The organism is Algoriphagus yeomjeoni, from assembly GCF_049821175.1.
Taxonomy (GTDB): domain Bacteria; phylum Bacteroidota; class Bacteroidia; order Cytophagales; family Cyclobacteriaceae; genus Algoriphagus; species Algoriphagus yeomjeoni_A.
Genome location: NZ_CP187512.1, coordinates 656,716 through 683,709, shown reverse-complemented (window position 1 = coordinate 683,709; position 26,994 = coordinate 656,716). Strand labels below are relative to the sequence as shown.

Below are 26,994 nucleotides of genomic sequence, written 5' to 3'. Positions count from 1 at the left end.
CCTTTAGATTTTAGTCCTTTGGTAGAGTAGCAGGGAGTACGCGCTTTCTAAAAAACTGTATCGAGAGTGGATATTTCCACAGCTTGCCAGTGCTAGCTTTTAGTGAGCCTATCAGAATAAAAATGATATTCAGGATCATCAAAATGGTAATAGGAAAAAACCCTGTAAACAACGATGGTAGGGAATTCAGGTTAAATGAAAAGCTAAAAGGTAAATGCATAAAGTTATTCATCGGAAAGATTATGATTAAACCAATAAGCATATAGAGAGCAAAACTGAAAATCCAGTTCAGTACATTCCTTCCATGCTGATCTACAGTTAGGTTGTTTTCTCTATTGAGTGTCCAAAGTACAATAGGCCCAACTAGCCCAAGTAAAAAATGTACAAAGCCCAACAACACCGAAATATGGATCAAAAAACAATAGCTGTTCTCATTTAATCCAAAAAGATTATCAGAAAGGGATTTGGTCGAACTGCCCAAAAGTTTGCTTTTCTGGCTATTGAACTCCTCCTCCGTAATCACTCCGTTTTTTAACAAAGCGCCAAGCCTTTCAAGATTCTCTAAGTTGTTTCTCATAGGTTTCTATAGGTTTTGTCTAGAAAGTCAGAATGAAAACTTTCAGGAAAATCTAGTTTTGGTTTGCTAACTATATAAAAAAATGGGGTAGAATGATTGAAAAATCCTTTTGAAAAGACTGTTGCAATGCTTTAAAAAAAACTAACCTATGCTATTTCCTCAAAGTTGAGTTGTAGCATAGGCTAGTGACTCGTTAATTACATTCCTTCTAACCCTTCTGCGAATCCAGCGTACGCCGGTTTTCTATTGAGATTTATATCCCAAAGCCCCTGTTTTTCACCAGGAAGCCAATTTGCATTATCAGGACTGTCCGTAACACCCCAAACGGTAATACCATAGCGCTGCGCTGCAGGTACATGCTGCACATACATTTCAGCCACATACTTATACATCTCACGTTGCAATTCAAGAACTTCAGCCGTTGGCGTGGTAGTATTTACCCGAACGTCCAGCTCAGATACTTTCACCAGTTTGCCAGTAGCAGCAAGCATTTTGAACATAGAGACAATTTTGTCCTTGTCAGAATCAATGTTGATGTGCATCTGTGTTCCTATACCATCCACAGTCACACCTTTACTTTCTATATAGTTGACATAATCGATAATTCCCTGACATTTATCCAAGTTGTACTCCAGATTATAATCGTTAATAAATAGTAAGTCATCAGGATTACCATATTGCTCCGCTAATTCTATAGCTTTTACAGCATAGTCTTTGCCAAGGTAATCTTGCCAATAGAATATGTCTGCAGCTAGATTCGAATTACCAACTCCAGTTTTTAATTCAAAAGGATTAGCATCATCCATAGGCTCATTTACTACATCCCATGCTTTGATGTAATCTTTAGTAGTTGTAAGCATTCCTGCGATCCATCGCTCAAATTCTCCTTCCACTATCGCTCGTTTTTCTTGATCTGTTTTGTAAACCAATGTGGTCGAACCACCGGAAAGATTGGCACTACTCAGCACGACATTGTCCAGATATACTGTACCGGCAAATTCACCATATGAAATAATAAAACGAATTCTATCGTCAGCAGTAGCTACCGTACTAAGAGTCACTTGCTTCCATTCTTTTGTTACACCTACCTGTCCAAATCCATTGGAAGAATAATTTGGAGACTGTAATTCAGGGCGAATAATGCCTTCTGAATCGCCTCTCACCCAAAAACTCAGTTTGTATTCTTCACCATTTTTCAAGGGTTCTGCAAACTCATAGGAAGTTTGAACCTCCCAGAAACCACCTGTAATGGACGGATTAGTCACAAAAAATGCTTTTCCTGATCCACCAAAACCCATTCCATCTGGGGTAGCACCTCTGCTGGAGCCATTGCCCCATCCGCCCCAACCGTTGCCGTTTTCGAAGTCTCCGTTAACGACAAGGTTATTGATAGCAGGCTCACCTGCTGGATCATACACATATAGATTGCTGATGTCAATAGAATAATTAACATTTGGCTCATAGCCAAAATTGAAATGCATCTGGAAACTATCTCCCACTACATCATCTACAGTAAATCGGATTTCTTGCCAGGAAATCCCAGTACCGAATGAGGTGCTGTCAGTTCCTGTATTCATCCAATCTATGGAAGGTTCGTTGTCTGCAAGTCCCTCGAAAGTAATCCCCCCCTGACCAGGAACATCAGACTTGACATAGACAATTACTTCATAAGGCTTGCCTGGTAATACAGGAATTGGAGGAGTAGTAAGCTGTACACTTTCAGGATCTGTACCTGAGCCTGCGGATAATATCAGCCCGGAAGTTCCCTCTCCCATGCCCGCATTTTCCATATGCTTTACTTCGCCCTTACTCTGCCATCCTTCCATGCTTCCCGACATCAATGCAGACAAATCCAACTCATTTTTGAAAGGAGGTGATTCGACTACAAGAGGAGCAAGTAAGCCATTGAGATAGCCAGCATTTTGATTTGCATGCCAGACAAGCGTATGTCCATAAATTGAAGTTCCGGCAGCAGAAGCTGCTTCTATTGTGGAATTTACGCGGTCAAAATTCATATTACCGTTAGCCAGCACGATTGCTCCATGCTTCATTCCATACCCGGCAGTTACCTCACTGAAATTACTGTTGATCAGTCGGTACATCAGCCCTCGACTGGAGTACTGGTTCATATCTATGGCTCCACCCAGTTTGAAATTAGGGTTGGCAATAGTATCAAGGTAGCTACCCAAGGTTCCCATTGCATTTAGAACTTCTTGTTCGGCTATAGTTGCAGGCTTTTCTACTTGAAAGTCAGTGGTATCCATGTAGTCCACGCAGGAACTTAGCCCAATGGAAATTGCAAGCACGCCAACATAATTTTTATATAATTGCTTCATGGTCTCATTGAATTAGTTGTTTGAAAGGACAGGAGTAAATACTTCAAACCCTACTCCTCGGTCTCGTACTACCAAAGTGTCATTTGTGCTAATGTTCATTTCTGGAAGTGAGATTTGATAGTCTAGGTATAGGACATCTCTGTCTTGATTTCCCCAGCTATTTTTCTCTCCCTTGGAAACAAACTTGCCAGAACCGGTAGCTGTGTAGCCGGCATTGAGGGCTGAAACTGTACAGTTCCCGTCATCATCGAAAGTCAGCAATAGGTCTGCAGAAATATTTTCACCGTCAGTTCCTGGAAATGCCAATGGAAATGAAACTTCATTGAGTGACCTCGTGCGAAGAGCGCTTAGTTCACTGTCCTCGAGAAATTCCTCGTGTCTGATAAATGTTCCATCCAGAGCGGAATTTCCTGTGGATCCTTCTATGACATCCTGACCTCTTCTCAGATAGTTTGCATGATATTCATTGACAAACTTCAGAGCATAAAGCACAAAATCCTTAGGCTGTACAGACCAATCGTCCGGATTAGTACGATTCGGATTGGCTACCTGCCCCATACCTGAAAGGATAGAATCAGCATTACTCACTTGAGTCATTCTCAATGGAATAACATAAGAGTTCTGAATTGCTTTAGGGTCATTGAAAAATCCGCTCGTAAGCTGAATTTCCACCCCACCTGTAACTTCACCTCTAGGGATAATTATTGATTCTGATGCCAATTGATAATACTCAGCAGGAAGTGCTTCTACAGCATTTCCATCCGCATCAAACATCAACCCGTCAATCAAACTCTCATCAACTACTACATTGATAGCTACTTCCTGAGGGGAAGAATAGACCCCACCTGTGGTAGCTACGATCTTAAACCGCCCTTCGTTATCCATGGACGTATCAAAAATATCATCACCCAGAGTGATCGTTCTTACCGGATATTGATAAGCAAAATAGACCGTTTGGTAATCAAAGTCCGGGAACTCCCAATCTTCATTTTTACATGATACCAGGAGAAGGCAAAGTGCCAGAATTATATATGGAGTATTTTTCATATGATTATAATTTGTCTTTTAAAGGCCATATGGAATCTCGCAGCGATTACAATCATGCCAGTGTGTGACTTTTTAGTCATGCTCGATTTCATGTGATTATAAGTTGATTTGCGAATTTCAGAATTTCGGAATCTCGCATCCGGAAACTGAAAGACCTGTGATTTACATTCATCTCGGTATGTGCTGACTGAGTCATGCTAGATTTCCTAGATACTATTAAACAAGGCCTAGTATCACGCACTTTACTAAACTGTGAATATGAGCTTACCATCCTGTGTTTTGTCTTAGTTCTGTAAACTTCAGCGTTTCACTATATGGCACAGGACCATAAATCATATGACTACCATAAACTCTGTTTTCTACATTCATCACTTCATGGTCGCCATCTTCTATGGTCATGCCGAGGGCAGTTTCCGTCAATGAGGCATCCCATCTACGCAAATCCCAGAATCTGAACCCTTCAAAACTTAATTCTATTCTTCGCTCGTTGCGGATTAGTTCGCGCATCGCAGCCTGGTCACCTTTGATAGATTCCAAATAGGCATCACCATTTTGAGTACCTATTCCAGCACGTTGGCGGATAGCTTTGATTACATCGTATGCAGAGTAGCTTGCATTGCCCGTACCCATAGGCCCATATGCCTCATTTGCAGCCTCAGCATAGATCAGGAATATTTCCGTGTATCTTATTCTTGGCTTCATATGAACCTGCTGATTGGTAGAGTTAGGATTAAGATTCACATCCTGACGTAGCAGTTTGCGAAGGTAATACCCTGTTCTAGTAGAGGTCTCCACGCGATTCAATGCGTTATTCGTCGTACCATCTATTGCAGTAGTGATAACTGTGTTATTTGGCCCGGCAACACTTCCGTTCAATACTACAAAATGATTTAACCTTGGATCCCTACCTGCATATGGATTTTGGGGGTCATATGCACTACTGGATTCGTCTATTGGATAGCCGTTTGCCATAGGGAAAGCATCCACAAAATTCTGAGTAGGATTGATTAGGCCATTTCCAAATAATGTAGGCGGATAATTGTCTCTTTCCAGGTTATTGCTAGATCCGATAGAGGTTCTCCACAATACTTCAGCTGGATTTACTCCTCCACCAATGGCATTGAGTTCGGATGCATTAGAAAACCAGGTTACACCATTTGGTGACAAGCCATTTACACCCCCAATAGTATTGAGGATTTCAGCAGCATGCTCTGCCGCAGCTCTCCATTTCTCAGTATCTCCGCTTGGATTGAATGCAGGACTTGCGGCGAGAAGTGCAGCTTGTGCCATCACGGCATTCACAATTCTGCCCGATACAAGTTGGATCGCATCATCGCCAAACACTCTATTGTATTGTCCAGTCTCTGCTCCCTGAGAAGCATATTTGCTAGGAATCAACGATGGATCATTAATATTTGCCAAATCATATGGCAGGAGATCCATTGCTCTTTCTGCATCTGCATAGAGTTGAGTCATACATTCCTCAAATGTGTTTCTTGGAATGTTGAAATCAGACTCTACATTTTGAGATTCGCTTAGGATAGGAACACCCAGCAATTGACCATCTGCCAGACCACCATGAGCTTGTAGCAAATAATACATAAATAGTGCTCTAAGTCCGTAGGATTCGCCTTTCAGTCTATCCACAAACATTTCATTTACAATAGGATCTACTGCAAAATCAACACTGTCCACATCCTCGATCATCACATTCAGGTATTGAATGGCAGACTGTGCGCCGGTCCATTGATTTACCGGGTTGTTATTGGATGCCCACTGTCCCGTGGCCATGTTGAGAAACTGATTTGCAGGGTTATTACTTACCGCATCATCTGTCGCCATTTCGCTGAAAGACCAACCGTTGGTAGGAATTCTCAGGTAAGCATTAATTAGAAGTCCCTGCGCTAGTCGAGGTCTTTCTAGCATGTCTTCTCTGCCTTGTATATTTTCAATGGCTGGGTCAATTAGATCCTGACAGCCGGTCATCACCCACATGATGCCAACTATTAACCATATTTTATTCTTCATAGTGTTCAATTTTTGGGTCATGTTAAAATTGTGCTCGAATACCAAAATTGTAGAATCTCGTCTGCGGTGCGCTTCCGATATTCATTTCCAAAAGTTCGCTGTTCGGACCTATAGTCAGTAGATTCGATCCACTGATGTACGTGCCCAATTCCTTGATAAATCCGTTACCCAAGATGGTCTTTGGGAAAGAGTAGGAAACTTGGACTTTTGCCAAATCAAATCGATTGGTGCTGTATAACCAGAAATCAGAGTTTCTGAAATTATTTGCTCCATTCAGCGTAGTAAGTCGAGGGAAAGTAGCGGTGTTTTGAGTCTCCTCGGTCCAACGATCTCTCACTTCGATCGAATACTTGTCATCAGCATTCGCCCAGAAATAGTCGTTGTTCTTCATCGCATAGGCTCCGCTTCTCATGGTTCCCAATGCGAAAAATGTGAAGTTTCTGAAACGTGCAGTCAGATTAAGACCCATGGTAAGTGGAGCACCTGACCAGCCACCTCTTCCCAGATAAACTTCATCTTGGGCGTTAATTATACCGTCATTGTTTTGGTCTATGTACTTGATATCTCCAGGTCGTACTTCGCCGAAAGCTTGAGAAGGTGAATTCTCTATATCATCCATTCCAGTGAAAAAACCATTGCTCTGTAGTCCCCAGATCGCATCCAGAGGCATACCCTGTCTGTTTTGGTAGCTATCTTCGAAGTTCTCAGATCGTCTAGCAGCTTCCGTGGTATAATACAATCCAGACACACCTAGAGACCACTCCACTTCACCCACTCTTTTGTTGAGGTTCAGTTGGAAATCAGCACCTTTTCGTAGGTCATTATTATAATTTACAAAAGGTATCCAGGAGGAAATCGGCCATCCAGTCACGAAATAACTAGGATATAAAACACTATTCTGAACAAAAAGACCTGTCATTTTACTGGTAAACACGGAGCCATTCAGCGTAAGCAAATTATCAAACAAAGAAGCATCTAGCTCCAAACTGATTTCCTCTCTTTTAGGGAATTTCAAGTTAGGATTTTCACCCCGTCTCACGTCCGTACCTGTGTTGTTTAGACCGTCTTTCCACTCATACCATGATCCTTCATCTGTATAAATAGCTTCATACAAATAGTAATTTGAAATATCCAGATCCGTATTGAGTATACCAGCTGAAACCGAAATCCTCAGGTTGTCGATCACAGAGGAAGAGGACAAGAATCCTTCCTCACTCATTCTCCAGCCTAGCGTCATCGTAGGAGAGAATGCCTGTCTGTTTTGCTTTGCAAGCATAGCAGAATGGATAAATGCTCCACTGAATTCAGCATAATACTTCTGCTGATAATTGTAGCCTAAGTAAAGACCTAAATTTGCATTACTTGTCTTATGGTAAATCGAAGACTCTGCGATTTGGTAACCATTTGCAAGAAGCATAGCCGAAACATTGTGCTTCCCCTTGAAAGATCTCTGGTAATTCAACTGCGCAGAAAATGAAACCGTCTGACGAAACCAGTTATTGTTGATATTTTGAGTTCTTGAACTGGCATCCTGTCCATATTTAGTCAGGCTGGCTATTTCGTCATCTCCATTATAGTTGGTCCAAGTCGGCTGATATACCGCATAATCATTGTCAAAAGACAAATTGTAAGAAGTAGAGTAATTCAAACCAAACAGGGAACTAAAGGATAAACCTTCGATGACATTTCTTAAATCTGCATCCACTCCTGCATTGAACTGAAACTGACGACTTGTGAATTTATTGGAGCCACCTGCATAGATATCTGCAATAGGATTAGTTTGATCTAGTTGGGTTCCTCCCAATAGAAATTTACCATCGATCACGTGATCGCTTGTTGCAACAAAACCTAAAGAAGCAGCATCTCCCTCATTGATGAAATCAAGAGGAATTAGCGGTGTGAATCTAAATGGTCTGAGGGTAGTAGAACCACCCCAGTAATCTGTATTTACTCCATTGCTATTGTAGAAAATAGCTGAAGCATCCACTTTCGCAGAGATAAACTCATTCAGGTTCAGGTCTATATTCCCCCTAACGTTGAATCTTTCGTTGGCATTTTGTGCAGCCTGTCCGAAATCCATCACTGTACCTTCAGTCATGAAGCCAACGTTGGTGTAGTATCTAGCTGTTTCATTTCCACCGGAGATTTCCAGGTTTCCATCATATTTGGCGTAAGCCTCCTGCAGGTACTCTGGCGAGTAGTAATCCGTATTTGGATAGCGGTAGATATTTTCTCCCGAAGAGTGATTGAAAATATCCTCATTGGAGTAAAGCGGAGAAAGCCCATCGTTGGTTCTAGCCTCATTGTATAGGGACATGTACTCTCCTGATCCTAAATATTGAGGATAGCGCTTAGGGGTATTGACACCCGCATTGGTACGTAAGGTGATATTTTGACTGTTTGCCACACCTCTTTTGGTAGTGACCATGATCACTCCTTTTGCAGCTTTGCTTCCGTAAAGTGCTACAGCAGAGACACCTTTCAAAAAGGAGATCTGTGCAATCTCAGTTGGATGAACACTTCCTAAATCCCTAGGAACTCCATCAATCAAAACCAGCGCACTTGTATTTCCCCACAAATTACCATTAAATCCACCTACGAAAGCTTCCATGTTTTCAAGTGGATAAGTGATGTAATTATCACGAAGTATTTCCGGCATATTCACGTAGGAAACTCCTCCCATCAAATCATTTTTATCTTTGCTTTGAAAGGCCACATTTACTTGGTTTCCTTCAAGATTTGCAAATAAGATGATGTCTTCGAGATTAGGTGTAGCTAACAATAGCTTAGTCTCATAGCCTGCAGCAGACACAGATATGTAAGCATTGCTAGAAACTTCGATTTTGGCTACTCCGAGGCTATCGGAAACTGCCGACACCCCGTCTTCCTCACTAGTGACAATGGCACCCTTTATCGTTTCACCGATGTTGGATTTGATCACTGGAGCCAGTGTGATTTTTAAGGTACCCTGTGCGAATAGTTGAAAGGGAATCGCAACTACTACGACACAGAATACCACTATAGATTTTATATATTTCATTATGAATTTTCATTAGACGATGAACAGATAAACATCATTTGCCTTACCATCCTGGATTTTGATACATCTCAGGGTACAAGGACACATCTGATACCTTCAAGGGTAGCCAATAGTGTTTCTCCGTGAAAGGACGTTTCAGGATCTCCACTTCTCTGATGTTGGCAACGCGGTTTTCGGTTGGATCATCTGTATTGAAATCTCCTACACGATCCATTTCCACTGAAGTCTTTACTGTATAAGGTTCTTCGATCAAAAGCATCCAGCGACGAAGGTCAGTGAATCTGTGTCTCTCGAATGCCAATTCTACAGCACGCTCTCTTCTAAGCTCAGGAATAAACTCTGCGACAGATCCAGTAAACTTACTGTGAACCTGTGCCATACCTGCTCTATCACGGATTACATTGACTGCATCCACAGCAGTTTTGCTAAAAGTAGCAGAAGGAGCATTTGGTGAGTTATAACCTGTAGCTGCAGCTTCTGCATACATCAGGTAGATATCTGCCACTCTCATGTATGGCACATTGATATGCAGGGAAGTACCCCAGTCATAGGCATTGTCATACAAATTAGCTCTGAGTGTCACAAATTTTCTGCTCATGTATCCTGTTCGGCTACCGTTACTCAAGTTTCTATAGCTTCCACCTGTAAAAAGGTTAGCATATCTGTTCGGTTCTTGAGATTGATCTGGAATAGAACCTTGGATCACTTTCACGCCATCAAATGTGATGTCGCTGTAGAATCTAGGGTCTCTTCCTTTCCAAGGAAAATTGGGGTCATAGCCTGACTCAGGATCAGCTTTAGAGATATCATCCGGTAGCGGAAGGCCATTTGCCATGCCGTAATTATCATGGATATAATTTGCCGTAGGCATAAACATCGTAGCATCTCCCTGACTGATCAGCAATGGCATAAACTGCTTAGAAATCTGATAGTTACTTCCATTAGCTCCTGTGGTAGGAGCTCTGAACATCGCCTCAGTTCCTCCTGGCATAGCCCAGTTTTGGCCAGTAGTATAGAATATATTGGATTTCTGAGCAAAAGGCATCAAGCTATAAATGGTCTGCCCGGTCTCAATCAATTGAAGTAGTTCACCAAAGACATCTGCAGAGCGCTTGCTGTATGCTGCATCGTAGGTTCTGCTGCCTGTTTCGGTATAGTTCATGAGCGGACTTGCAGCCCAAAGCAGGTTTTTTCCTAGGTAGCCCAAAGCCATTGCTTTGTTAATCCTCATGGTATTTTTACCTATTGTATTTCTACCAGCCGTGGTATTATCCCAGTTTAAAGGCAATAGATCTGCAGCTCTTCGTAAATCGTCAGCCACTCTATCAGCGGATTCTCTATAGGAAAGACGTGGCAAGCGCAATTGCTCATCACTTGGGAGCACATAATCTATGTATGGCAATCCACCGAAATACTGAATCAATTGGAAATGAAACCATCCTCTGAAAAACAATAATTGTCCTTCTATCAATCTTCTTTCTTCATCTGTAGCATCTGTGAGCCTATGAAGGTTTTCAAGACCCAAATTAGCTTTTCGGATACCTCTCCAAGCCAGTGGCCAAAGTGCTTTTTGGTGATGTCCTCCTGTAGTAGACGCGTTTCCTTTGTCGAACCAGCCTACTCCTCCACCTTGCTCAGCTTGCCAAGCCCAGAAATTACCTCGGTCGAAATTGTAGGAAACTGTAAAAGTCCCTGCAGTGGATTCGATTTCATCTTCTCCAAAATTCCAAGCACTTACCCAGTAGGCTAAAGTGAAATTTGGAACAGCATGGTAAAGCTCTTCGGTGAATCCCTGGAAATTATTAAAATTCTGGAAAGCTGTTTCTTCAGAAATAATTGAATCTGGAGTTCTTTCAAGATAATCTTCACAAGAGGTCGCAGATAGAAATATAGCTACCATGAATCCACTCTTTATGATGTTCTTTATGTAGTTTTTCATTTGCATAACTATTTTAGAATGAAACATTTAAGCCGAGATTTATTCTCCTAACAGTAGGATAAGCACCAGCCCATCCAGCTGAAGAGAAATTGGACTCCCGATCATCCGGCATATCCGTCCACAGTAGGAGGTTGTTACCGTTTGCGTATACTCTCAATGATTCTACACCTATACTTCTTACCCAATTCCCAGTAAACAAATAAGCTATTTCAGCATTTTTGAGTCTTAGGTAAGATCCGTCATACAAGTACCGTTGGCCATTACTGTAACCTGGCATAAGTGCCCCCCATCTAGGCATAGGTGAGTCTGGATTGACATTATCCTCAGACCAGTATGATCCTTCTTCGTATACTCGATTCAGTCGATTGTTCAAACTACTCAGCGGCACATCCCGAGTGACATTATTCACACCATAGAATTGCACATAAAGGCTCAATCCATTCCATTCTACCCCAAGATTGGTACTGAAGGTATTTTCAGGAACGCCTGAGAACCCATATGGAGCAGCATCAAAAGAATCTATTACTCCATCTCCATTAAAATCAAGAATTTGTAGTCCTCCAGGTAGCTTAAATTGATCATTTGCATTGTGAGGAGTACTTCCATATACTTCATCCCAGTTGCTGTAATAGCCATTGCTGATGTGAGTACGGTACTGTCCAAGCTGGTAGCCCTCGTCTTTTTGGTATGCCACTTGAAGCTCTGGATCGTCACGCTCTATCACCACGTTAGCAGCATGAGTCATGGATACGTCACCCCAAATTCTGATTTGGTTTTCAAAAGTATGACTAGCGCCAACAGTAAATTCAAAACCCTCAGTGATCACTCTACCCAAATTGGCAGCAGGAGCTGTGGTTCCATAATAACTTGGGATAGAACGGTCACCGGACATTAGGATGTCTTTACGGTCATCCTTGAAGTATTCAAAATTACCGTTGATCTTACCGTTGAAAATATCGAACTCTAAACCAATGTTTGTCTTGTAGACAGTCTCCCATTGTACTTCTGGGTTACCCACCGAAGTCTGACGATACCAGGTATAAGGGCTATACTCTCCGCCTTCACCCACGATACCTAACTGAGAGCTATTACCGTAGCTCCATTGATCCATGAATAGGAATCTACCTCCGATGTTATCATCTCCCACTTCTCCATAACTTGCTCTTATTTTGAGGAAATCAATGAAGGAAAGAGATTTCATAAAATTTTCTTCAGAAATCACCCATCCAATACCACCGGAAGAGAAGAATGCATAGCGGTATTCAGGAGCAAATTTCTCCGACCCGTTGTAAGCTCCACTGTAATCGATCAGGTATTTACTCTTATAATCGTAATTAGCTCGGAATACCCAGTCTTCTCGATATGCAGGAATTACATTTCCGATCGCATCCTCTTGACGGCTCATCAGACCCATTAGAGAATAATGGTGATCTTGGGCAATGCTACCAGAATAATTTAACTGGAATTGGTAATATAGTCTTCGTTGTGCACCTCCTACAGAACCATTGGCTGTACCCCAAGTCACGGCCTCACGGAAATCAAATCTACTGTTGGCATCAACAATATCATCGTATCTATGAATTCCAGTTTCCGGATCTACCCATTTCTGGAATGGTGTATTGTATAAGTCATTTACACCTCTATTTGATTCTGTAAATGAATTATCCACTGCAAGTGTACCTCTGAAGTTCAGCCCCTTCAGGATCATACTTAAATCTTGATTTAGGACGAAGTTTGTAGAAAGCTGGGTTGTAGTAATATACTGTAAACCACTGACTGCAAGTATTCTAACAGAGTTTTCTGCTGCTACATCATCTGGAGCATAAACTCCCCATGCTCCATCGGCATACACAGGCATAAATGCATCAGGTGGATTTGCATAGGCCGCACTCCAGAAGCTACTTGAGTTACCTCCACCCCATGGGGTTTTTCGTACACCATAGGAACCGCCAAGATTTACCTGAAGCTTCGTACTAGAGGTAAGTTGGAAATCCAGGTTACTACGGAAATTCAATCTGTTATAATTGTAGCCAGGCTCATAGCCTCGGTTGTTATCAAAATCACGAAATAAATCCCCTTCATTTTGATAATCAATGCTGGCGAAATATTGGGTGAATTTTGTACCACCACGAATCCCTACGTTGGCATTGTATGCCATTGCGTAGTCTTTGAAAAGGGTTTCCTGCCAATCAATATTCGGAAAGCGTTCTGCTTCCTGCCAATCTGCAGGATTTCTATATTTATCTCTGATAGAATAAGGAATGTAATCTGACCAGCCAACAGGATTAGAAGATAGTTCGTTTTCAATAGCTCTGTTTCTTACTCCAATGGCGCTAAACGCATCATATTTACCAGGTAGTTTAGAGACCACCTTCATTGTGGAGTTTACATTTGCTGTGATTTGAGCTTTGCCTTCTCTACCTCGTTTGGTAGTCACGATGATTACACCGTTTGCACCTCTAGATCCAAACACGGCGGTAGCTGAGGCATCTTTCAACACCGAAATAGACTCGACCGATGCGATGTCCATGGTATTAAAGAATTCTGGACGCTCTACCCCATCAACCAGAATAAGTGGAGCGTTACCATTCCAGCTATTCTGACCTCTAATCACAATCTGAGGATTTTCACCACCTGGTACACCTGTACTTGCTGTAGTGATTACGCCAGGCAGGTTACCGGTAAGTGCTGATCCTACGTTGGAAATACCACCGGTACGCTTGAGGACTTCACCACTCGTTTGTGCAACAGCACCTACGATGGTTTCCTTTTTCTGCTCAGCATAGCCGACCACAATTACCTCTTCGAGACTAGTCAGATCTTCTTCCAGGGTTAGGTTGATCACCGCTTGGTTAGAGACTAGCACTTCTTTGTCTACAAAGCCTATAAAGCTAAACACAAGAGTCTCACCCTCATTTACATTAATGGTGTATTCACCATCAAGGTTAGTAGTGGTTCCTCTTGTTGTATTCTTTATTCGTACTGTGACCCCTGGTAAGGGTAAGCCTGTATAATCCAAAACCTGACCTGTGATCTCTACGATTGCAGGTGCTTTTACCTCTTCGGCAGGTTTTGGCTTTTTAGGACCATTGGTGATGTGAATATTGTCATCCACCTGCACAAATTTCAAATTTGTCTGACTGGATATTTCAAGTAAAACCTCCGATAAGGGAGCATTTTTTCTTGACAGATTCACCTTGAGTTCATTCACTGCCACCTTCGCTTTATTGTAGGTGAATTGAAAGCCGCTTTGGGCTTCTAGCTCAGTGATAACTTTTTCTAGTGTACTTCCATTAAACTTCACTGTGACAGTCACATCGGAAAGCCCTTTTAATTGGGCATGACCTGTATTTGCCATCAGCACTGCTGTAAAAAACAGCTGAAAAAGGAACGCACACATAAAATATTTGGAAAGCATAATGATTTTCCTAAGTATTGATTTTTCCATACTTTTGTTTAAGATTTTAAGTGTAGTACTTGAGATTTAGCCTTTGTTTAATTTGACGATTGGTACAAAGGCTTTAGGCAGAAAAGCATTCGCTATTCTGCCTATTTTTTTCAGCTGCTGTTGGGGTATAGATTTTCCATGGTTAGTAGGTTTATGGGTTTGAAATTGTAATTGTTTTATTATTGATTTTGTATTGAAATTCAGAAGAAATGCTAATTCCCTCTAGCACTTGATTCAAGGGTTTATTGTGGTATTGACCCGAATAAGACCAGTTTTTATCCACTTTCAAGGTGCTTTCGATAGTTACACCAAACCAGTCTTCCAATTTCTCCAGTACTTCAGGATAAGTGTCATCTTCAAAAACCAGGTATTGGTCCTTCCAGCCAAAAACTGCTAATGGATCAAAATCTGTTTTGGATATTTCTCCATTCTGACGCTTGATTAGCATTTCGTTAGGGAGCACAGTGATTATTCCTCCAGTAGAGTCAGCCACTTCTACTTTTCCTTCTACTAGCGCAAGCTCAAAATCATCCTCATTCTTCAAGTTGAAAGAAGTACCTAGCACTGTCACTTGGCTGTTATCTATCTCTATTATAAAAGGTCTGTTTGGATCAGCTTTTACATCAAAAAATGCTTCACCTTTCATTCGGACTGTTCTCTTCTCTCCATCAAAATTCTGAGGGTATTCTATACTACTGGCTGCATTAAGATGTACCCGTGTACCATCCGGCAATTGGAATTTGTATTTCTGACCAGCAGGATTGTCCACAGTGAGCCAAGTGACCACCTGCTGATTTTGTGATTCCTCCTGATTTCTCTTGTTCAGAACATCTATTCCATAAACTGTAGAAAACACCAAAAACAAAATGGCAGCGGTCTTGTGCCATCCGCTCCATTGGAAATGACTGCCGTCGGCTCTTTGCTGATGACTTTTTTCTACAATATCCTCATACAGATCCATGTAAGCTTGATCAGAAAGCACGTACCTTTCTTTATAATCGATCATCGCAATGATCTCTTTGGCCTTCTGGAGAACAGGTCTTCTTTCTGGATTATTTTCGATCCATTTGAGCCAAAAGTGATTGGTTTCTTCTCCTGGATTTTTCACCCACTGAATGAAAAATTCATCATTCAAAAAATCCTCTATCTCAAAATCTATATATTTATTTTTTTCGTCCATGGTAGTGGCAGGAAGCGTGCTGACTAAGCTTTCTTAACTTCAAATATTTCTTTTAATCTCTCCATGGCCCTATAGACCAAGGTTCTGGCAGTTTTAACTTCACTGAAATTCATTATTTCAGCGATTTCTTTATAGGAAAGCTCTTCTTGATAGAGCATTATAATCGCTTGTCTTTGTCTAGCTGGAAGTTTGTTGAGGGCATTAGCGATCTCTACCTTCTTCTCCAAGGCAAATTCTTCATCTATTAACTTAGTCTCATGCGAGGTCTCTATGTGAAAAATATTTTCCTCATTTTCGAGAGAAATTAAATCAGTATTTAGCTTTTTCTCTTTTTTCAGAAATTTGAAAAGCTCTCGATGGAAAACTGTAAACAAGTACCCTTTGATTCGCTGTACGTCTCCAAGTTTAGCTTGATTCTTACGTAGATCTACAAACATTTTCTGAAGACAATCTCTGATTAAATCTTCTTGCTTGCAGATTTGCATTCCATAATTAAATAGATCTGCTACATGTTTTCTATAGATGTAGTTAAAGGCGGCTTCATCTCCACTTTTGAAAGAAGCCCAAACCTCACGGTCAGACTTTTCAGTGTACACCACCATCACCTGACTATGCTGCATATATAGCATAGCGGATGTTTCTGAGGTTTCAATAGGTTTGTTTTGGGCTTTTTTCATTTGAACAGGAAGGTATCTCCACTCTTCATTTATAAAGAGTGTTTTTAGAGGTCAAACAACCTCAAAATTTTAATTTATTTTTTTTCATACATGAAAAAATCTCTCATCTATGCTTGATACACTTGAAAAATACACAATACACGTATATGACAGAATAAAATTCTGAGACATACACATACCATACAATCGTTTTTTCAGGTTAAATTCCTCGTGGAAAAAGGAAATCTGGATTCAGCTATTTGCTCAATCAGCAGCCAGAAAATCATTGACTTCTAGCCAGTATATAAAGGCATCAAACCAGCGATTACTGGTACGGTCAGGGTTGCCAAGACCAAAGCCATGTCCTCCATTTTGGTATAGGTGAAACTCGACTGGTATCCCAGCTTTGTACCAGGAATCCACTACGCCAAACTGGCCTCTAAAAAGAAAATCATCTGTTGCGATTACATTGAACATTGGTGGTGCATTCTCAGGAACTTCTACTGGGCCCATTCCGCCATAGATTGGACCGATAAAGGCCAGTTTCATCGTCTTGGAATTCAGCGTACTATGCATGGTCAATCCAGCTCCTGCAGAAAAACCGATCATTCCCAATCGATCCACATCCACTCCCCATTCCTCTGCTCGATCTAGGATCATGGCATAGGCAGCTTCGGCATCCTCTAATTGATCTGAAAGATCAAAAGGAGCTGGTGCTGGCCTGGCAGGAGCTGGGGATTCTGATGGTGCTGGTGGTGGTGACAAGGTCTGGTTCATGGATGCTTTAAAGCCTTCCATGGACTCAGGAGTTGGACAAAGTCGGTATTTTAAAACAAAAGCAGCTATCCCTTGATCAGCAAGCGCCTGTGCTACTTCCCATCCTTCATTTCCAAGAGAAAGCCATCTGAAACCGCCGCCTGGGGCAACAATTACGGCTGCACCTGTTGCTTTGCCAGGTTCAGGTAAAAACGGAGTAAGGGTAGCAGTAGTAATATTTCGGGCCATAGGATCCCCCCATTGCTTGAACCAAGTTTCGGAAGCGGGTTGGTTTTCAACACCACCTGTTCCTAGCAAAATTGCATTAGGTTCAGCTGGCGTTTCCAGTGGATAAATGGTGCCGTCCTGCGCCATTGCGGAGCAGGCGATTAAAAGACATGACGCCAGAACTGAGGTTTTTAATAGGTTCATGATATTGTTGGGTTTTGTTAATTGCAAATAGGTTGAGAGCATATTTTTAATTCGCCGCAGTTATATCCAGCGGACTATATTGATCGAACTTGGATTCGTCCACCGGCTTGAAAAGAAGCTGCGAAAACATGTATAAGCCATTTTTCCACACCTTAAAATCATGTCCACCAGTCTCTAAGTAATAGATATGTGGTACATTTTTTTCTGCTAAATACTCATGGGTTCGGGAAGAGAATCTCAGTAATCCATCTGCATCTCCGCAGGAAATCCAAAGTACTTTCAGCATTTCCTTAGCCTTCTCAGGATCTGGAACCAAAACTTCAGGAGCTTTTGTATTTGGGGCTGAGGAAAAACCTCCTACCCAAGCAAACTTATCCAGGTTGCCCAAGCCAAAATTCAGTGATTGCCCACCACCCATGGATAGACCTGCAATAGCCCGATTTTCTCTATCGGTTAGGACTGGATAGTTTTTTTCAACAAAAGGAATCAAGTCATTCAGCAAATCCTGCTCAAAGGTTGCAAAAGCCTGCACCTTGTCCGGTGCCATCACATTCCCTCCAGCGCTGTCGTCCTTCATCGCTCTGCCGTTAGGCATGATGACAATCATCGGTTCTAGCTTTCCTTCTGCGTAGAGATTATCCAAAATGATTTCGGGATGTCCTCCGTTTAGCCATTCTTTTTCATCACCACCAATGCCGTGAAGCAGGTAGAGCACCGGGTATTTTTCTGTTTGGGAAAAGCCAGGAGGAGTATAAACTGTAGCTTTTCTATCATTACCCACTGTTTTAGAAGTGTAGGTAATCGTTTCAACTTTACCATGAGAAATTCCATCTCTAGTTTGATCAAAGCCAGTCGGGGCTTCTTTTTCCAGTTGCTGAGCCTGCAGTTGGCCTACCAATAGAAACAAAAGGAGTAATAGGTTTTTTGAGCGGTTCATATAGGTTTATAGGTTATTTCTTTGAGTAATTTACTTGGGTCAAATGCATCAAAATCATTCATTTAATAGAATTTCGGCCATCTTCTCACCATAGCGGGAACCTAATAATCTATAGCCAGAAGCGGAGAAGTGTAGACCATCTGCAATAGCTTCGCAATCAGCTGAAGAGATTACGTAGGAATTGGGAACTACAGAAGGAAGTGTCGCAATGATTGGGTTCATACTTGCGCACTTGCCTCCTTGTTCAGCACTCGCCAATTCCCCCGCCAAAAGCGGTACAGAATCAGGCGCCAAACCGAGATCCACTAACAAATTATCATACACTCCTTCCACTTTTCCTGGCCAAGATTTGTCTCCTGTATTGGACTCACCCTGATGAAGTAATATTCCTTTGATCACCCCATCTTTCTGGGCAATCTTTGCTAGCTCAAGCAATCTTCCATAGGGATTGCCATCGTATTGGGCGATCATTCCCTTCATCCATCCGGGAGCCGTTTCCACATAGGTTTCATAACTATCTTTCTCGAAAAGCTCGATTTTACAGCCTCCAACAGACACATTGATTATTCCGATTTTGATGCTATCAGGTAGACTTGCTGCCAATGTTCTTCCAAAATAATCCCCTGGCGTAAGGCCGGTATTGCATCTACTAAGTGGCGGAATGGCTGTATACCAGTTGCCCATTGTTCTATCCAAATCCGGACAATCCACTGCCTGCAAGACTTTAAACCGCTCATTTGCCACTGTGTCCTGAGGTTCAGGCTTGGAATGACCTTCCATATTGGACTGTCCAAAGCTGAGGAAAATGTAAAAGTTAGGGTCCTGAGAAAATCCTTTCGCAGAAGTCAGTAAGAGCAAAAAGACAAGGGAAAAGAAGATACTAGGCTTTTTCATTTTGGGTATAGGTTAGGTTTGAGAGCTTACTATGTATTCAGGTTTTATAGGTTTTTAGATTTCAATTCATAAGTGGCTCCAGCTTCTGTTTTCAAGTCATAGACACTGGTTTCTCCAAGATCAGGTAGTTCGATTTGAGCAGCTGGCGACACAATTGGATCGGCAGTGACTGGCACCTGATAGAAAGGATTCGGATTTTCCCCACTTGCTTGCTTAAGCCCTTTACCTTTTTCTAACTCCAAGCCGTTAGGAACTCTCACTCGTAGATTCCCTCCAATCGTAGATTTAATCACCGCTTTTTCAATCTTTCCGTCTTTCCATTTCAGTTCCACTACTTCAAAGCCTCCTTTGGCTCTGATTCCTGTAATGCTTCCCTCCTGCCAAACATCTGGTAAAGCTGGAAGCAAATGAATTTCTCCATTGGCACTCTGTACCAACATCTCGGTAATCCCGGAAGTACAACCGAAGTTGCCGTCAATCTGGAATGGTGGATGAGCATCAAACAGGTTGTTGTAAGAACCACCTCCTTCGCCACGCTTAGCGCCTACCGGAGAAAGCTGATTTTGGATCAGTTTATAGGCATGGTTTCCGTCCAGCATTCTTGCCCACCAGTTGACTTTCCAGCCCATGCTCCAACCAGTGGATACATCTCCACGCTGGATTAAGGTGTTTTTGGAAGCAGAATACAATTCCGGAGTACGCAGTGGTGAGATCTGATTCGACGGGAATAGCCCGTACAGATGGGAAATATGACGGTGATGATCATTAGGATCGTCAATATCATCCAGCCATTCCTGCAATTGACCGTGTTTTCCTATATGCATAGGAGGCAATTGATCACGCATTGTTCTGAGTGAGTCTGCAAAAGATTGATCTTTATCCAACATTTCCGAAGCCTGAATCACTGCACTGAAGGCATCAAAAACCAATTGATTGTCCATGGTAGTACCTGCGTCCAAAGAAGAACCATCATGTGCAGCAGGTGCATTTTCAGGGGAAGTACCAGGATTGACTACCAACCAAGGTTTGTCTGGATGCTCCACCAAGAAATCCACATAGAACATCGCTGCGCCTTTTAAAACAGGATAGATAGACTTCAGATATTCTATGTCTCCGCTGTATTGGAAATGATCCCAAAGATGCTGGCTAGTCCAAGCTCCGCCGCCACTCCAAATCCCCCAGAATATCGCATCCACTGGACCTGTGATTCTCCAGATGTCCGTATTGTGATGAGCCATCCAACCACGCGCGCCATACATGACGCGGGCTGTTTCTTCGCCTGCCTCAGCCATCTCAGAAACCATTTTCAGGAAAGGCTCATGAAGCTCAGCCAGATTGGTTTTCTCTGCCGGCCAATAGTTCATCTGCGCATTGATATTGATGGTGTATTTACTGTCCCAAGGCGGTGACATCTCTTTGTTCCAAATCCCCTGCAGGTTTGCTGGCTGTCCCCCAGGCTGTGAAGAGGAAATGAGCAAATACCTTCCATACTGATAATACAGGGTGACCAACTGGGGATCATCCCCTGTCTTAAAACTCTTTAAGCGCTCATCAGTAGGGAGCTTGGAAGCTTCTGTCTCCCCCAAATCCAGGCTTACGCGATTAAAGTACTTCTGATAGTCTATTAGATTTGTCTTCAATAAGTCATCAAATGATTTGGTTGCAGCTTTTGCCATAAATGCCTGAGCTCGGGCATTTTCATCTCCAGAGAGATCCAGATAATTATTAAAGTTGGTGGCAATGGCAATATAAATCGTCGCTGCTTCAGCATTTTTTACCGTGATGGAAGAATCGGAAGAAGTAAGGGTCCCTCCCTGATTTTTGATTTTAGTAAGGCTTTTAAAATTCACCAGCCCTTTTACTCCCTCATGATCTGTCGTAGTGCCGGAAATAGTCAATTCATTATCAGAATTGAGCGCAACCGTAGAATTCGGCTGAGGAGTAGCCATGGAAGCGGTGAAGGAAATCATACCAGGCTTGCTGGCTGTCAGGTGCACTGCAATGACATTATCTGCGAAAGAAGCAATGGCTTCCCGGGTGTAAGTCACCCCATCTACTACATAGCTCACTTTGGAAATTGCCTCTGCTATATCCAATTCCCTACGATAGTCTGTAAAAGCAGCATGTCCTTCAAAAGCGATCTTTAAGTCTCCCACAGGCTGAAACTTCTGCCCATGTGACTTCTTGCTTTGTATGGTTTTAGCGGCTAGCTGTTCCGCTTCCTTTTGCTTTCCTTCGAAAATCAATCTTCTGACTTCCGGCAAAGATGCCAAAGCATCCGGATTATCATTCCTATTTGGACCACCGGACCAAACTGTATGCTCGTTAAGCTGGATCAGCTCATTTTCGACATTCCCATAGATCATTGCTCCCAATCTGCCATTTCCTATCGGAAGGGCATCTGTCCATACATCTGCAGCCGGCTGCTTGTACCACAGCGTAAGTGGAGAGCTTTCCTGAGCTTTTACCTGTAAGGAAAAAGCCACAAAAAGCAGGACAAATAAGCTTCTTAAACAATTTTGATAAGTATGCATTTTGGGTGTATTACTATATTTCATTTTTTTTATATCCTCTAACATCTGGACTGCTTCGGTCTCCTTACTGAATACTGATAACTGACAACTGACCATTGACCACTGAAAACTGCCTCCCTACATTTCCACCACCGCCTTAATCACTCCAGTCTCAGGATCTAACCAAGACTGAAAATCATCCTTCACCTGATCAAACTTCACTCTATGCGTGATGTACTTTTCCACTGACAGTTGCCCGGAAGCCATTACATCCAACACCTGGTCAAAGTCTTCCCTTGTCGCATTTCTGCTGCTCATCAGCGTCGCTTCCCGCTTATGAAACTCAGGGTGTGAGAAAGCAATTTCTCCTTTTTGCAAGCCAACCAAGACATAATTACCTCCGTGGGCTATGTATTGAAATCCTTGATTAATGGCTGTCAAGCTTCCTGTAGCATCAATTACTGAATCGCAAAAGTCTCCATTGGTGATTTCCTGAATTACTTCGCGAGCAGATGCGCCAGCTTTCACTACATGTGGAATATTCCAAACATCCTTACAAAACTCCAGTCGCTTCTCATTGATATCCATCGCGATCACGGTGGCTCCGGCGATTCTGGCGAATTCCATCACTCCCAATCCAATGGGACCAGCACCGATTACCAAGACAAACTGCCCGGGCTTCACTCCTGCCCTGCGCACTCCATGAGCACCAATGGCAAATGGCTCCGCTAAGGCCAATTGCTCCAAGCTTAAGCCTTCTTTTTTCACCAAAGAAGAAATCGGCAAAGAGACAAATTCCTGCATTCCTCCATCCTCGTGAACTCCAAAGACGCTGATTTTCTGGCAGCAATTTGGTTTCCCATTTCTACAGGCTACACAAGTGCCACAGTTGAAATAAGGAATCACCGTCACTAAGTCGCCTTTGGAAATCACTGCACTTTCTCCAATCTCCACCACCTCACCTGCCAACTCATGGCCCAGTGTTCTTGGATAGGAGAAAAAGGGCTGGGTTCCTTCAAAGGCATGTAAATCCGTGCCGCAGATGCCAATTCTCTTGATTTTGACAATCGCTCTCCCTTCAGAAAGCACTGGCATTACGCCTACCTTATATTCAAATTCTCCAGGTGTATTGCAGGAAAGTATTTTCATAGTCCTTGGTTTAAATGAAATTCTGATAAATAGTCAGCAATCAGACCATTTTCCTTCATAATACCCCAAAATGAACCTGGGATTTTCGTGGAACAATAAGCAGCATTTGTTTGAATTCTAGCCGGAGAAGTAGAGTTGAGTGCTATGGAATTCACTCCCGGCAGCTGAAGTCCAAACTGTATGCAGGCATGGGCTGGATCAATTTCCTGAGCTTTGCAAAGCTGGAAAAACTGATCTCTCCAAGTATGCCTCTGACTATAGTGAGGATCGGATTCATCCATTATTTTGTAATCGTAGTGATCCCCGCCTACCAGAAATCCTGACTGGAAAACTGCAGAGTTAATGATACCCACTCCCTCTTTTTCCAACTCCCTCATAAAATGAAAAAGCTCCTCAGGATGATGGTAAATGGTCATGCTGTTAGCAATCATCACCCAATCCAGTTTCACCTCTGCGTAAATCTTCTGGATTACTTTCCAGTTTTTAGAACCTACACCTATTGCTTTCACTTTTCCGGCTTCTTTAAGCTCCTTCAAAGCATCATAACCCTCCAGAATATGCGCAAATCGCGCTTCATAATCTTCTGGTGATTGCGCCATATCCAAGTATTCATCTGGATCATGGATGGAAACCAGGAGCGTTTCATATCCCTTGAGCAGGGAATTTCCCTCTTCAAAACAATTGATGACGCCCTCGTAACTGATATTCTGAACGGCATCATGACTAAGATCCTTCCAGACATCTTTTTCAAATGTAGGCTCTCCTTGTAAATGCGTGCGCTGCCATCCCAGCTTATTGCTGATCAAAACTTTGTCTTTTGGCACTTGCAAGTCATTCAGCGCAAGCCCCAAGGTTTCCAAGGCCAAACCAGCTCCGTATTTCCCTGCCGAATCGAAGACTATCCCATTGGGAAAGCACTCCAAGGCAGCTGTGATCAATTCCAGTTTTTGTTCATAGGAATAAGCAGTATAGAGATTCCCCAGGGAACTCGTCCCGAAGATCATAGAAGGTACTTGTATGCCTGTTTTCCCTAATTCCATTAGTTTAGTAATGTTTCCTCATTTACTTTATTCAATCTTATGTTTGGTATAAATCCTATTTATCCAAACAAAAAACCAATATCATAAAAATGGTCAACAGTATTTTGGTCAAACGTTTGACCTATTAAGTAGGAAGCATCAACTAAAAGCAATAAGCTTTCGCGCAATTATTCTAAATTAGGTGTACCAAGCAGCCCAAAATGAAAAAGAAGAGAATCAGCATCACCGATATTGCCAATGCGCTTAATGTGACACCCTCGACGGTTTCCCGTGCGCTAAATGGTGGTGGGAAAGTCTCTGAGAAAAAACGACTGGAGATCCTGGCGCTGGCAAAGGAACTTGGCTATAGACCCAATCCGATTGCAAAGAGTCTTCTGGAGAATAAAACCCATAAAATCGGTCTTATCATCCCGGAGTTCACGCATCATTTTTATAGTAGAGTGCTGGCCGGAATAGAAAGCGTCACTGCCGAGGCCGGTTACCAATTGCTGATCTGTACCTCCAATGAAAACCAGAATCAGGAAATAAAATCCACGCAAGCGCTTTTGGATGCCCGGGTAGATGGGATTCTTGCGACGATCTCCAAGATGAATGACAAGTTTGAGCATATACAGGAAGTGATGGACAGTGGCACGCCGCTGGTGCTGGTGGATCGATTTTCGGAGGAAATAGAAACTCCCTACGTGATCTCTGATGATTTCAAGGGCGCCTTTTCTGCGGTAGATTATTTGTGCCAAATAGGTTGTAAAAACATCCTGCATATCAAAGGACCTGATAACCTTTCTACTACTTTCAACCGCTTTATGGGCTATAAGGAAGCGCTACGCAAGCATGAAATCGAAGTGAAAGAGGAACTGGTACTGGAAAGTTCTGATCCCAAGCTGCTGGAAAAAATCAGGTTCTGTCTCACAAACCATCCCGTAGATGGAGCATTCACCTACAGCGATTACCTGGCTTTTGAGATCTATAAACTAGCCGCTGAACTGAAAATCACTATTCCGGAAGAACTCTCGGTAATCGGCTATGCCGACGAACCAATCTCCACCTACATCAACCCTACCCTTAGCACGGTAAATCAGCAACCCTTTGAAATGGGTGTAACCGGAGCAAAGTATCTTCTTAATAAAATCAACGATCCGGAAATCGCTTTGGAGATTAAAAATCTGGAGACTAAGTTAGTGATCCGGGAGTCTTGTAAGAAGCTGGAAGGGTGAGGGAAATAGGAATTGAGAAATAGAAGGTATTGGTAAAAAATGACGTGTTTGGGGTGTGGTTAATCTTCCCTTTAAGAGATTCCTGTCATCTGGTCTTTCAATTTTATCCATTTAAAGAAGGCCCAAATATATTCCTTCTCCCAAAAAGCAACGTATTCATCAACCTTTTCACCCTCTTGGATTCTGGCGTAAGGCAAATATTTAGTCTCTAGAAATATATAATAATTATAGCCTAACCCCCCCATAAAAGACTCTCCAATTGTATCAATATTATGATATACAAAATAATTTATTGAGGCTTTTTCATTTCTCAATAGATTTATAGTTTGCTCCCTACTATTGCTATCAAATCCAATATTGCTAATAATATTAACTGTATCAGTCCAGTGATACTCATAATATGTAGAATTACTATCAATCATTAATTGGCTTTTAAGTCTATTTATTCCAAATATTAAAAAAGTTGAATAGTAAATAGCCACAACAACTAACAATCCGAGTAGAATCTTTCTAATCATTTTACGTATTTATATTATTACTTCCATTGCCCACGGTTAGCATTTGGCTTTTGGCGGTTTCGAAGCACTTTCTTGTTCCCTTAACCAAACTTGGCTAAGAATGAAAACTTTTCCGATAGCCGTTCACCCGCCATAAGCTATATGCTGTGTTGTGCATAGTGTTTTTTATTTTTTTCAATCCACTTTTTCGCTTCGTCAACTACAATCAGTTCAATGTTCGCTCTTCTCGCTCCGTCCCAATAATGATTGTACTCGTTGTCTTCATAGTCAAGGTCGTCCCAAGCCCAATAAAGAAGATAGAAATCGTAAACCAAATCTTCGTAATCTCTCATTTGGCAAAACTTGTAGAGTTCAGTTAAATTCTCTCTCACTTTTTGTCCTTTGGCGATTTGATGAACGTAGTAACTGGCATAACTTAAAACTGCATCGTCACCGCTTTTCATTTCAAGTCCAAGTTCCTTTACTGTGTTAGTCACGTAGTCAATTACTTCGAAGTAATTTGTTGGTTTGTTGAAACTTGCGAGCATGTATAAAGTCGGGCTTTCATATCCGAGTTCCATCATTTCCATTGCCCAATCAATGCTCTCGTTTGTGTCGACCTGTTGAATTTCAGGAAATGCTACTATTTTATATGTCAGTTCGCTAATCGGTCTGGTCATTTTACATTATGCACAACGGTTTGGCTTTAAGACGGCGGACTTATCACTCAAATTCATTTTAGTTGCTCACCTCCCCTCGCTGTTTTAAAGGTAGTGTTACCTGTAGTCTCCTATTTTAAGAATTCCAAAATGGATTTCTTGTTTAAAAATGATGAGCAATAATCTGTGGCCGTATTAAAACCACTTTACTATCCGCATGAGGTAAAGATAATAAAAAGCAGCAAAGTTTTCGTGACCTCCATCCGGCCATAGATTATAGCCTCGTGTTATGCATATGTTCTTCGTCAGTGTAGAAAGTTGAACCAGTCATAATCTATCCATCTGTGAAGAATGTAAGGCATTAAACCTACAGCAAGGAATATCAATGTTCTCGTTTCCTTAATTATCCTAAGATGAGTCCACTTAAAACCGTGATTTAACATGATAGTTAGCAGTGCCAGTAGGAGGAATAATATGTTACTGCCTGTATTGTTAATTAGTCCATCACCAAGTTTAATGAAGTCTATGGTTATATATGATAAAAGGAGTGTTGCAAATGGCATAACGAACCGATGGTCGCCCCTTCTAAAAATTGCTATTCCAATAATTAGACCGGCTATCCCCAGAAATATCTTTCCAAAAGTTATCCAGT

The 26,994-nt window shown here is 42.0% G+C and carries 18 protein-coding genes; 1 reads left to right on the top strand and 17 read right to left on the bottom strand.

The features are described 5' to 3' along the window. Positions 1 to 10: 10 nt before the first annotated feature. The 15 genes from ACPUEN_RS02670 to ACPUEN_RS02600 form a co-directional block, all read right to left on the bottom strand. On the bottom strand, positions 11 to 577 hold the full coding sequence (locus ACPUEN_RS02670; protein ID WP_425638285.1) for a DUF4870 domain-containing protein: 567 nt from the start codon (positions 575 to 577) through the stop codon (positions 11 to 13). A gap of 197 nt (positions 578 to 774) precedes the next feature. After that, a complete protein-coding gene (locus ACPUEN_RS02665; RefSeq protein WP_425638284.1) occupies positions 775 to 2,913 on the bottom strand; it encodes an endo-1,4-beta-xylanase in 2,139 nt (712 codons plus the stop codon). Between the two features lie 12 nt (positions 2,914 to 2,925). Further along, the gene (locus tag ACPUEN_RS02660; RefSeq protein ID WP_425638283.1) at positions 2,926 to 3,960 is read right to left on the bottom strand and encodes a DUF5627 domain-containing protein; all 1,035 of its coding nucleotides are present in this window, start codon (positions 3,958 to 3,960) and stop codon (positions 2,926 to 2,928) included. Positions 3,961 to 4,224: 264 nt separating this feature from the next. Then, complete coding sequence (locus tag ACPUEN_RS02655) at positions 4,225 to 5,988, bottom strand: RagB/SusD family nutrient uptake outer membrane protein (protein WP_425638282.1); 1,764 nt, start codon at positions 5,986 to 5,988, stop codon at positions 4,225 to 4,227. Positions 5,989 to 6,010: 22 nt separating this feature from the next. Then, positions 6,011 to 9,028 carry a SusC/RagA family TonB-linked outer membrane protein gene (locus ACPUEN_RS02650; protein ID WP_425638281.1) on the bottom strand — a complete coding sequence of 1,006 codons (3,018 nt, stop codon included), beginning with the start codon at positions 9,026 to 9,028 and terminating at the stop codon, positions 6,011 to 6,013. A 43-nt stretch (positions 9,029 to 9,071) separates the two neighbouring features. Then, positions 9,072 to 10,967: a RagB/SusD family nutrient uptake outer membrane protein gene (locus ACPUEN_RS02645; protein ID WP_245947002.1), complete on the bottom strand. Its 1,896-nt coding sequence runs from the start codon at positions 10,965 to 10,967 to the stop codon at positions 9,072 to 9,074. 13 nt (positions 10,968 to 10,980) lie between these two features. Beyond that, positions 10,981 to 14,415, bottom strand: coding sequence for a SusC/RagA family TonB-linked outer membrane protein (locus ACPUEN_RS02640; protein WP_425638280.1), 3,435 nt, complete (start codon positions 14,413 to 14,415; stop codon positions 10,981 to 10,983). Between the two features lie 151 nt (positions 14,416 to 14,566). Continuing rightward, complete coding sequence (locus ACPUEN_RS02635; RefSeq protein WP_425638279.1) at positions 14,567 to 15,595, bottom strand: FecR family protein; 1,029 nt, start codon at positions 15,593 to 15,595, stop codon at positions 14,567 to 14,569. A gap of 23 nt (positions 15,596 to 15,618) precedes the next feature. After that, positions 15,619 to 16,272, bottom strand: a complete 654-nt coding sequence (locus ACPUEN_RS02630) for an RNA polymerase sigma factor (protein ID WP_425638278.1) — start codon at positions 16,270 to 16,272, stop codon at positions 15,619 to 15,621. A gap of 243 nt (positions 16,273 to 16,515) precedes the next feature. Next, positions 16,516 to 17,439, bottom strand: a complete 924-nt coding sequence (locus tag ACPUEN_RS02625) for an alpha/beta hydrolase (RefSeq protein ID WP_425638277.1) — start codon at positions 17,437 to 17,439, stop codon at positions 16,516 to 16,518. A gap of 46 nt (positions 17,440 to 17,485) precedes the next feature. Further along, complete coding sequence (locus ACPUEN_RS02620) at positions 17,486 to 18,376, bottom strand: alpha/beta hydrolase (RefSeq protein WP_425638276.1); 891 nt, start codon at positions 18,374 to 18,376, stop codon at positions 17,486 to 17,488. Between the two features lie 54 nt (positions 18,377 to 18,430). After that, on the bottom strand, positions 18,431 to 19,270 hold the full coding sequence (locus ACPUEN_RS02615; RefSeq protein WP_425638275.1) for a sialate O-acetylesterase: 840 nt from the start codon (positions 19,268 to 19,270) through the stop codon (positions 18,431 to 18,433). A 44-nt stretch (positions 19,271 to 19,314) separates the two neighbouring features. Then, complete coding sequence (locus tag ACPUEN_RS02610; protein WP_425638274.1) at positions 19,315 to 21,804, bottom strand: glycoside hydrolase family 95 protein; 2,490 nt, start codon at positions 21,802 to 21,804, stop codon at positions 19,315 to 19,317. A gap of 117 nt (positions 21,805 to 21,921) precedes the next feature. After that, positions 21,922 to 22,932: a zinc-binding alcohol dehydrogenase family protein gene (locus tag ACPUEN_RS02605; protein WP_425638273.1), complete on the bottom strand. Its 1,011-nt coding sequence runs from the start codon at positions 22,930 to 22,932 to the stop codon at positions 21,922 to 21,924. Beyond that, a complete protein-coding gene (locus tag ACPUEN_RS02600) occupies positions 22,929 to 23,972 on the bottom strand; it encodes an aldo/keto reductase (protein WP_425638272.1) in 1,044 nt (347 codons plus the stop codon). The genes ACPUEN_RS02605 and ACPUEN_RS02600 overlap by 4 nt, the downstream gene beginning before the upstream one ends. Positions 23,973 to 24,172: 200 nt before the next feature. Here ACPUEN_RS02600 and ACPUEN_RS02595 point away from each other — a divergent pair, with 200 nt between their 5' ends. Continuing rightward, the gene (locus tag ACPUEN_RS02595) at positions 24,173 to 25,186 is read left to right on the top strand and encodes a LacI family DNA-binding transcriptional regulator (protein ID WP_425638271.1); all 1,014 of its coding nucleotides are present in this window, start codon (positions 24,173 to 24,175) and stop codon (positions 25,184 to 25,186) included. 71 nt (positions 25,187 to 25,257) lie between these two features. Here the strand turns inward: ACPUEN_RS02595 and ACPUEN_RS02590 are convergent, their stop codons facing one another. Both ACPUEN_RS02590 and ACPUEN_RS02585 read right to left on the bottom strand, forming a co-directional pair. Beyond that, positions 25,258 to 25,704 carry a hypothetical protein gene (locus ACPUEN_RS02590; RefSeq protein WP_425638270.1) on the bottom strand — a complete coding sequence of 149 codons (447 nt, stop codon included), beginning with the start codon at positions 25,702 to 25,704 and terminating at the stop codon, positions 25,258 to 25,260. Positions 25,705 to 25,841: 137 nt separating this feature from the next. Next, complete coding sequence (locus ACPUEN_RS02585) at positions 25,842 to 26,363, bottom strand: hypothetical protein (RefSeq protein ID WP_425638269.1); 522 nt, start codon at positions 26,361 to 26,363, stop codon at positions 25,842 to 25,844. Positions 26,364 to 26,994: the final 631 nt, after the last annotated feature.

Coding starts and splice junctions, on each gene's coding strand:
- ACPUEN_RS02625 (WP_425638277.1), bottom strand. CDS start 17,439: ATGAACCTATTAAAAACCTCAGTTCTGGCGTCATGTCTTTTAATCGCC.
- ACPUEN_RS02595 (WP_425638271.1), top strand. CDS start 24,173: ATGAAAAAGAAGAGAATCAGCATCACCGATATTGCCAATGCGCTTAAT.
- ACPUEN_RS02620 (WP_425638276.1), bottom strand. CDS start 18,376: ATGAACCGCTCAAAAAACCTATTACTCCTTTTGTTTCTATTGGTAGGC.
- ACPUEN_RS02645 (WP_245947002.1), bottom strand. CDS start 10,967: ATGAAAAACTACATAAAGAACATCATAAAGAGTGGATTCATGGTAGCT.
- ACPUEN_RS02670 (WP_425638285.1), bottom strand. CDS start 577: ATGAGAAACAACTTAGAGAATCTTGAAAGGCTTGGCGCTTTGTTAAAA.
- ACPUEN_RS02585 (WP_425638269.1), bottom strand. CDS start 26,363: ATGACCAGACCGATTAGCGAACTGACATATAAAATAGTAGCATTTCCT.
- ACPUEN_RS02615 (WP_425638275.1), bottom strand. CDS start 19,270: ATGAAAAAGCCTAGTATCTTCTTTTCCCTTGTCTTTTTGCTCTTACTG.
- ACPUEN_RS02590 (WP_425638270.1), bottom strand. CDS start 25,704: ATGATTAGAAAGATTCTACTCGGATTGTTAGTTGTTGTGGCTATTTAC.
- ACPUEN_RS02650 (WP_425638281.1), bottom strand. CDS start 9,028: ATGAAATATATAAAATCTATAGTGGTATTCTGTGTCGTAGTAGTTGCG.
- ACPUEN_RS02600 (WP_425638272.1), bottom strand. CDS start 23,972: ATGGAATTAGGGAAAACAGGCATACAAGTACCTTCTATGATCTTCGGG.
- ACPUEN_RS02635 (WP_425638279.1), bottom strand. CDS start 15,595: ATGGACGAAAAAAATAAATATATAGATTTTGAGATAGAGGATTTTTTG.
- ACPUEN_RS02605 (WP_425638273.1), bottom strand. CDS start 22,932: ATGAAAATACTTTCCTGCAATACACCTGGAGAATTTGAATATAAGGTA.
- ACPUEN_RS02640 (WP_425638280.1), bottom strand. CDS start 14,415: ATGGAAAAATCAATACTTAGGAAAATCATTATGCTTTCCAAATATTTT.
- ACPUEN_RS02665 (WP_425638284.1), bottom strand. CDS start 2,913: ATGAAGCAATTATATAAAAATTATGTTGGCGTGCTTGCAATTTCCATT.
- ACPUEN_RS02655 (WP_425638282.1), bottom strand. CDS start 5,988: ATGAAGAATAAAATATGGTTAATAGTTGGCATCATGTGGGTGATGACC.
- ACPUEN_RS02610 (WP_425638274.1), bottom strand. CDS start 21,804: ATGCATACTTATCAAAATTGTTTAAGAAGCTTATTTGTCCTGCTTTTT.
- ACPUEN_RS02630 (WP_425638278.1), bottom strand. CDS start 16,272: ATGAAAAAAGCCCAAAACAAACCTATTGAAACCTCAGAAACATCCGCT.
- ACPUEN_RS02660 (WP_425638283.1), bottom strand. CDS start 3,960: ATGAAAAATACTCCATATATAATTCTGGCACTTTGCCTTCTCCTGGTA.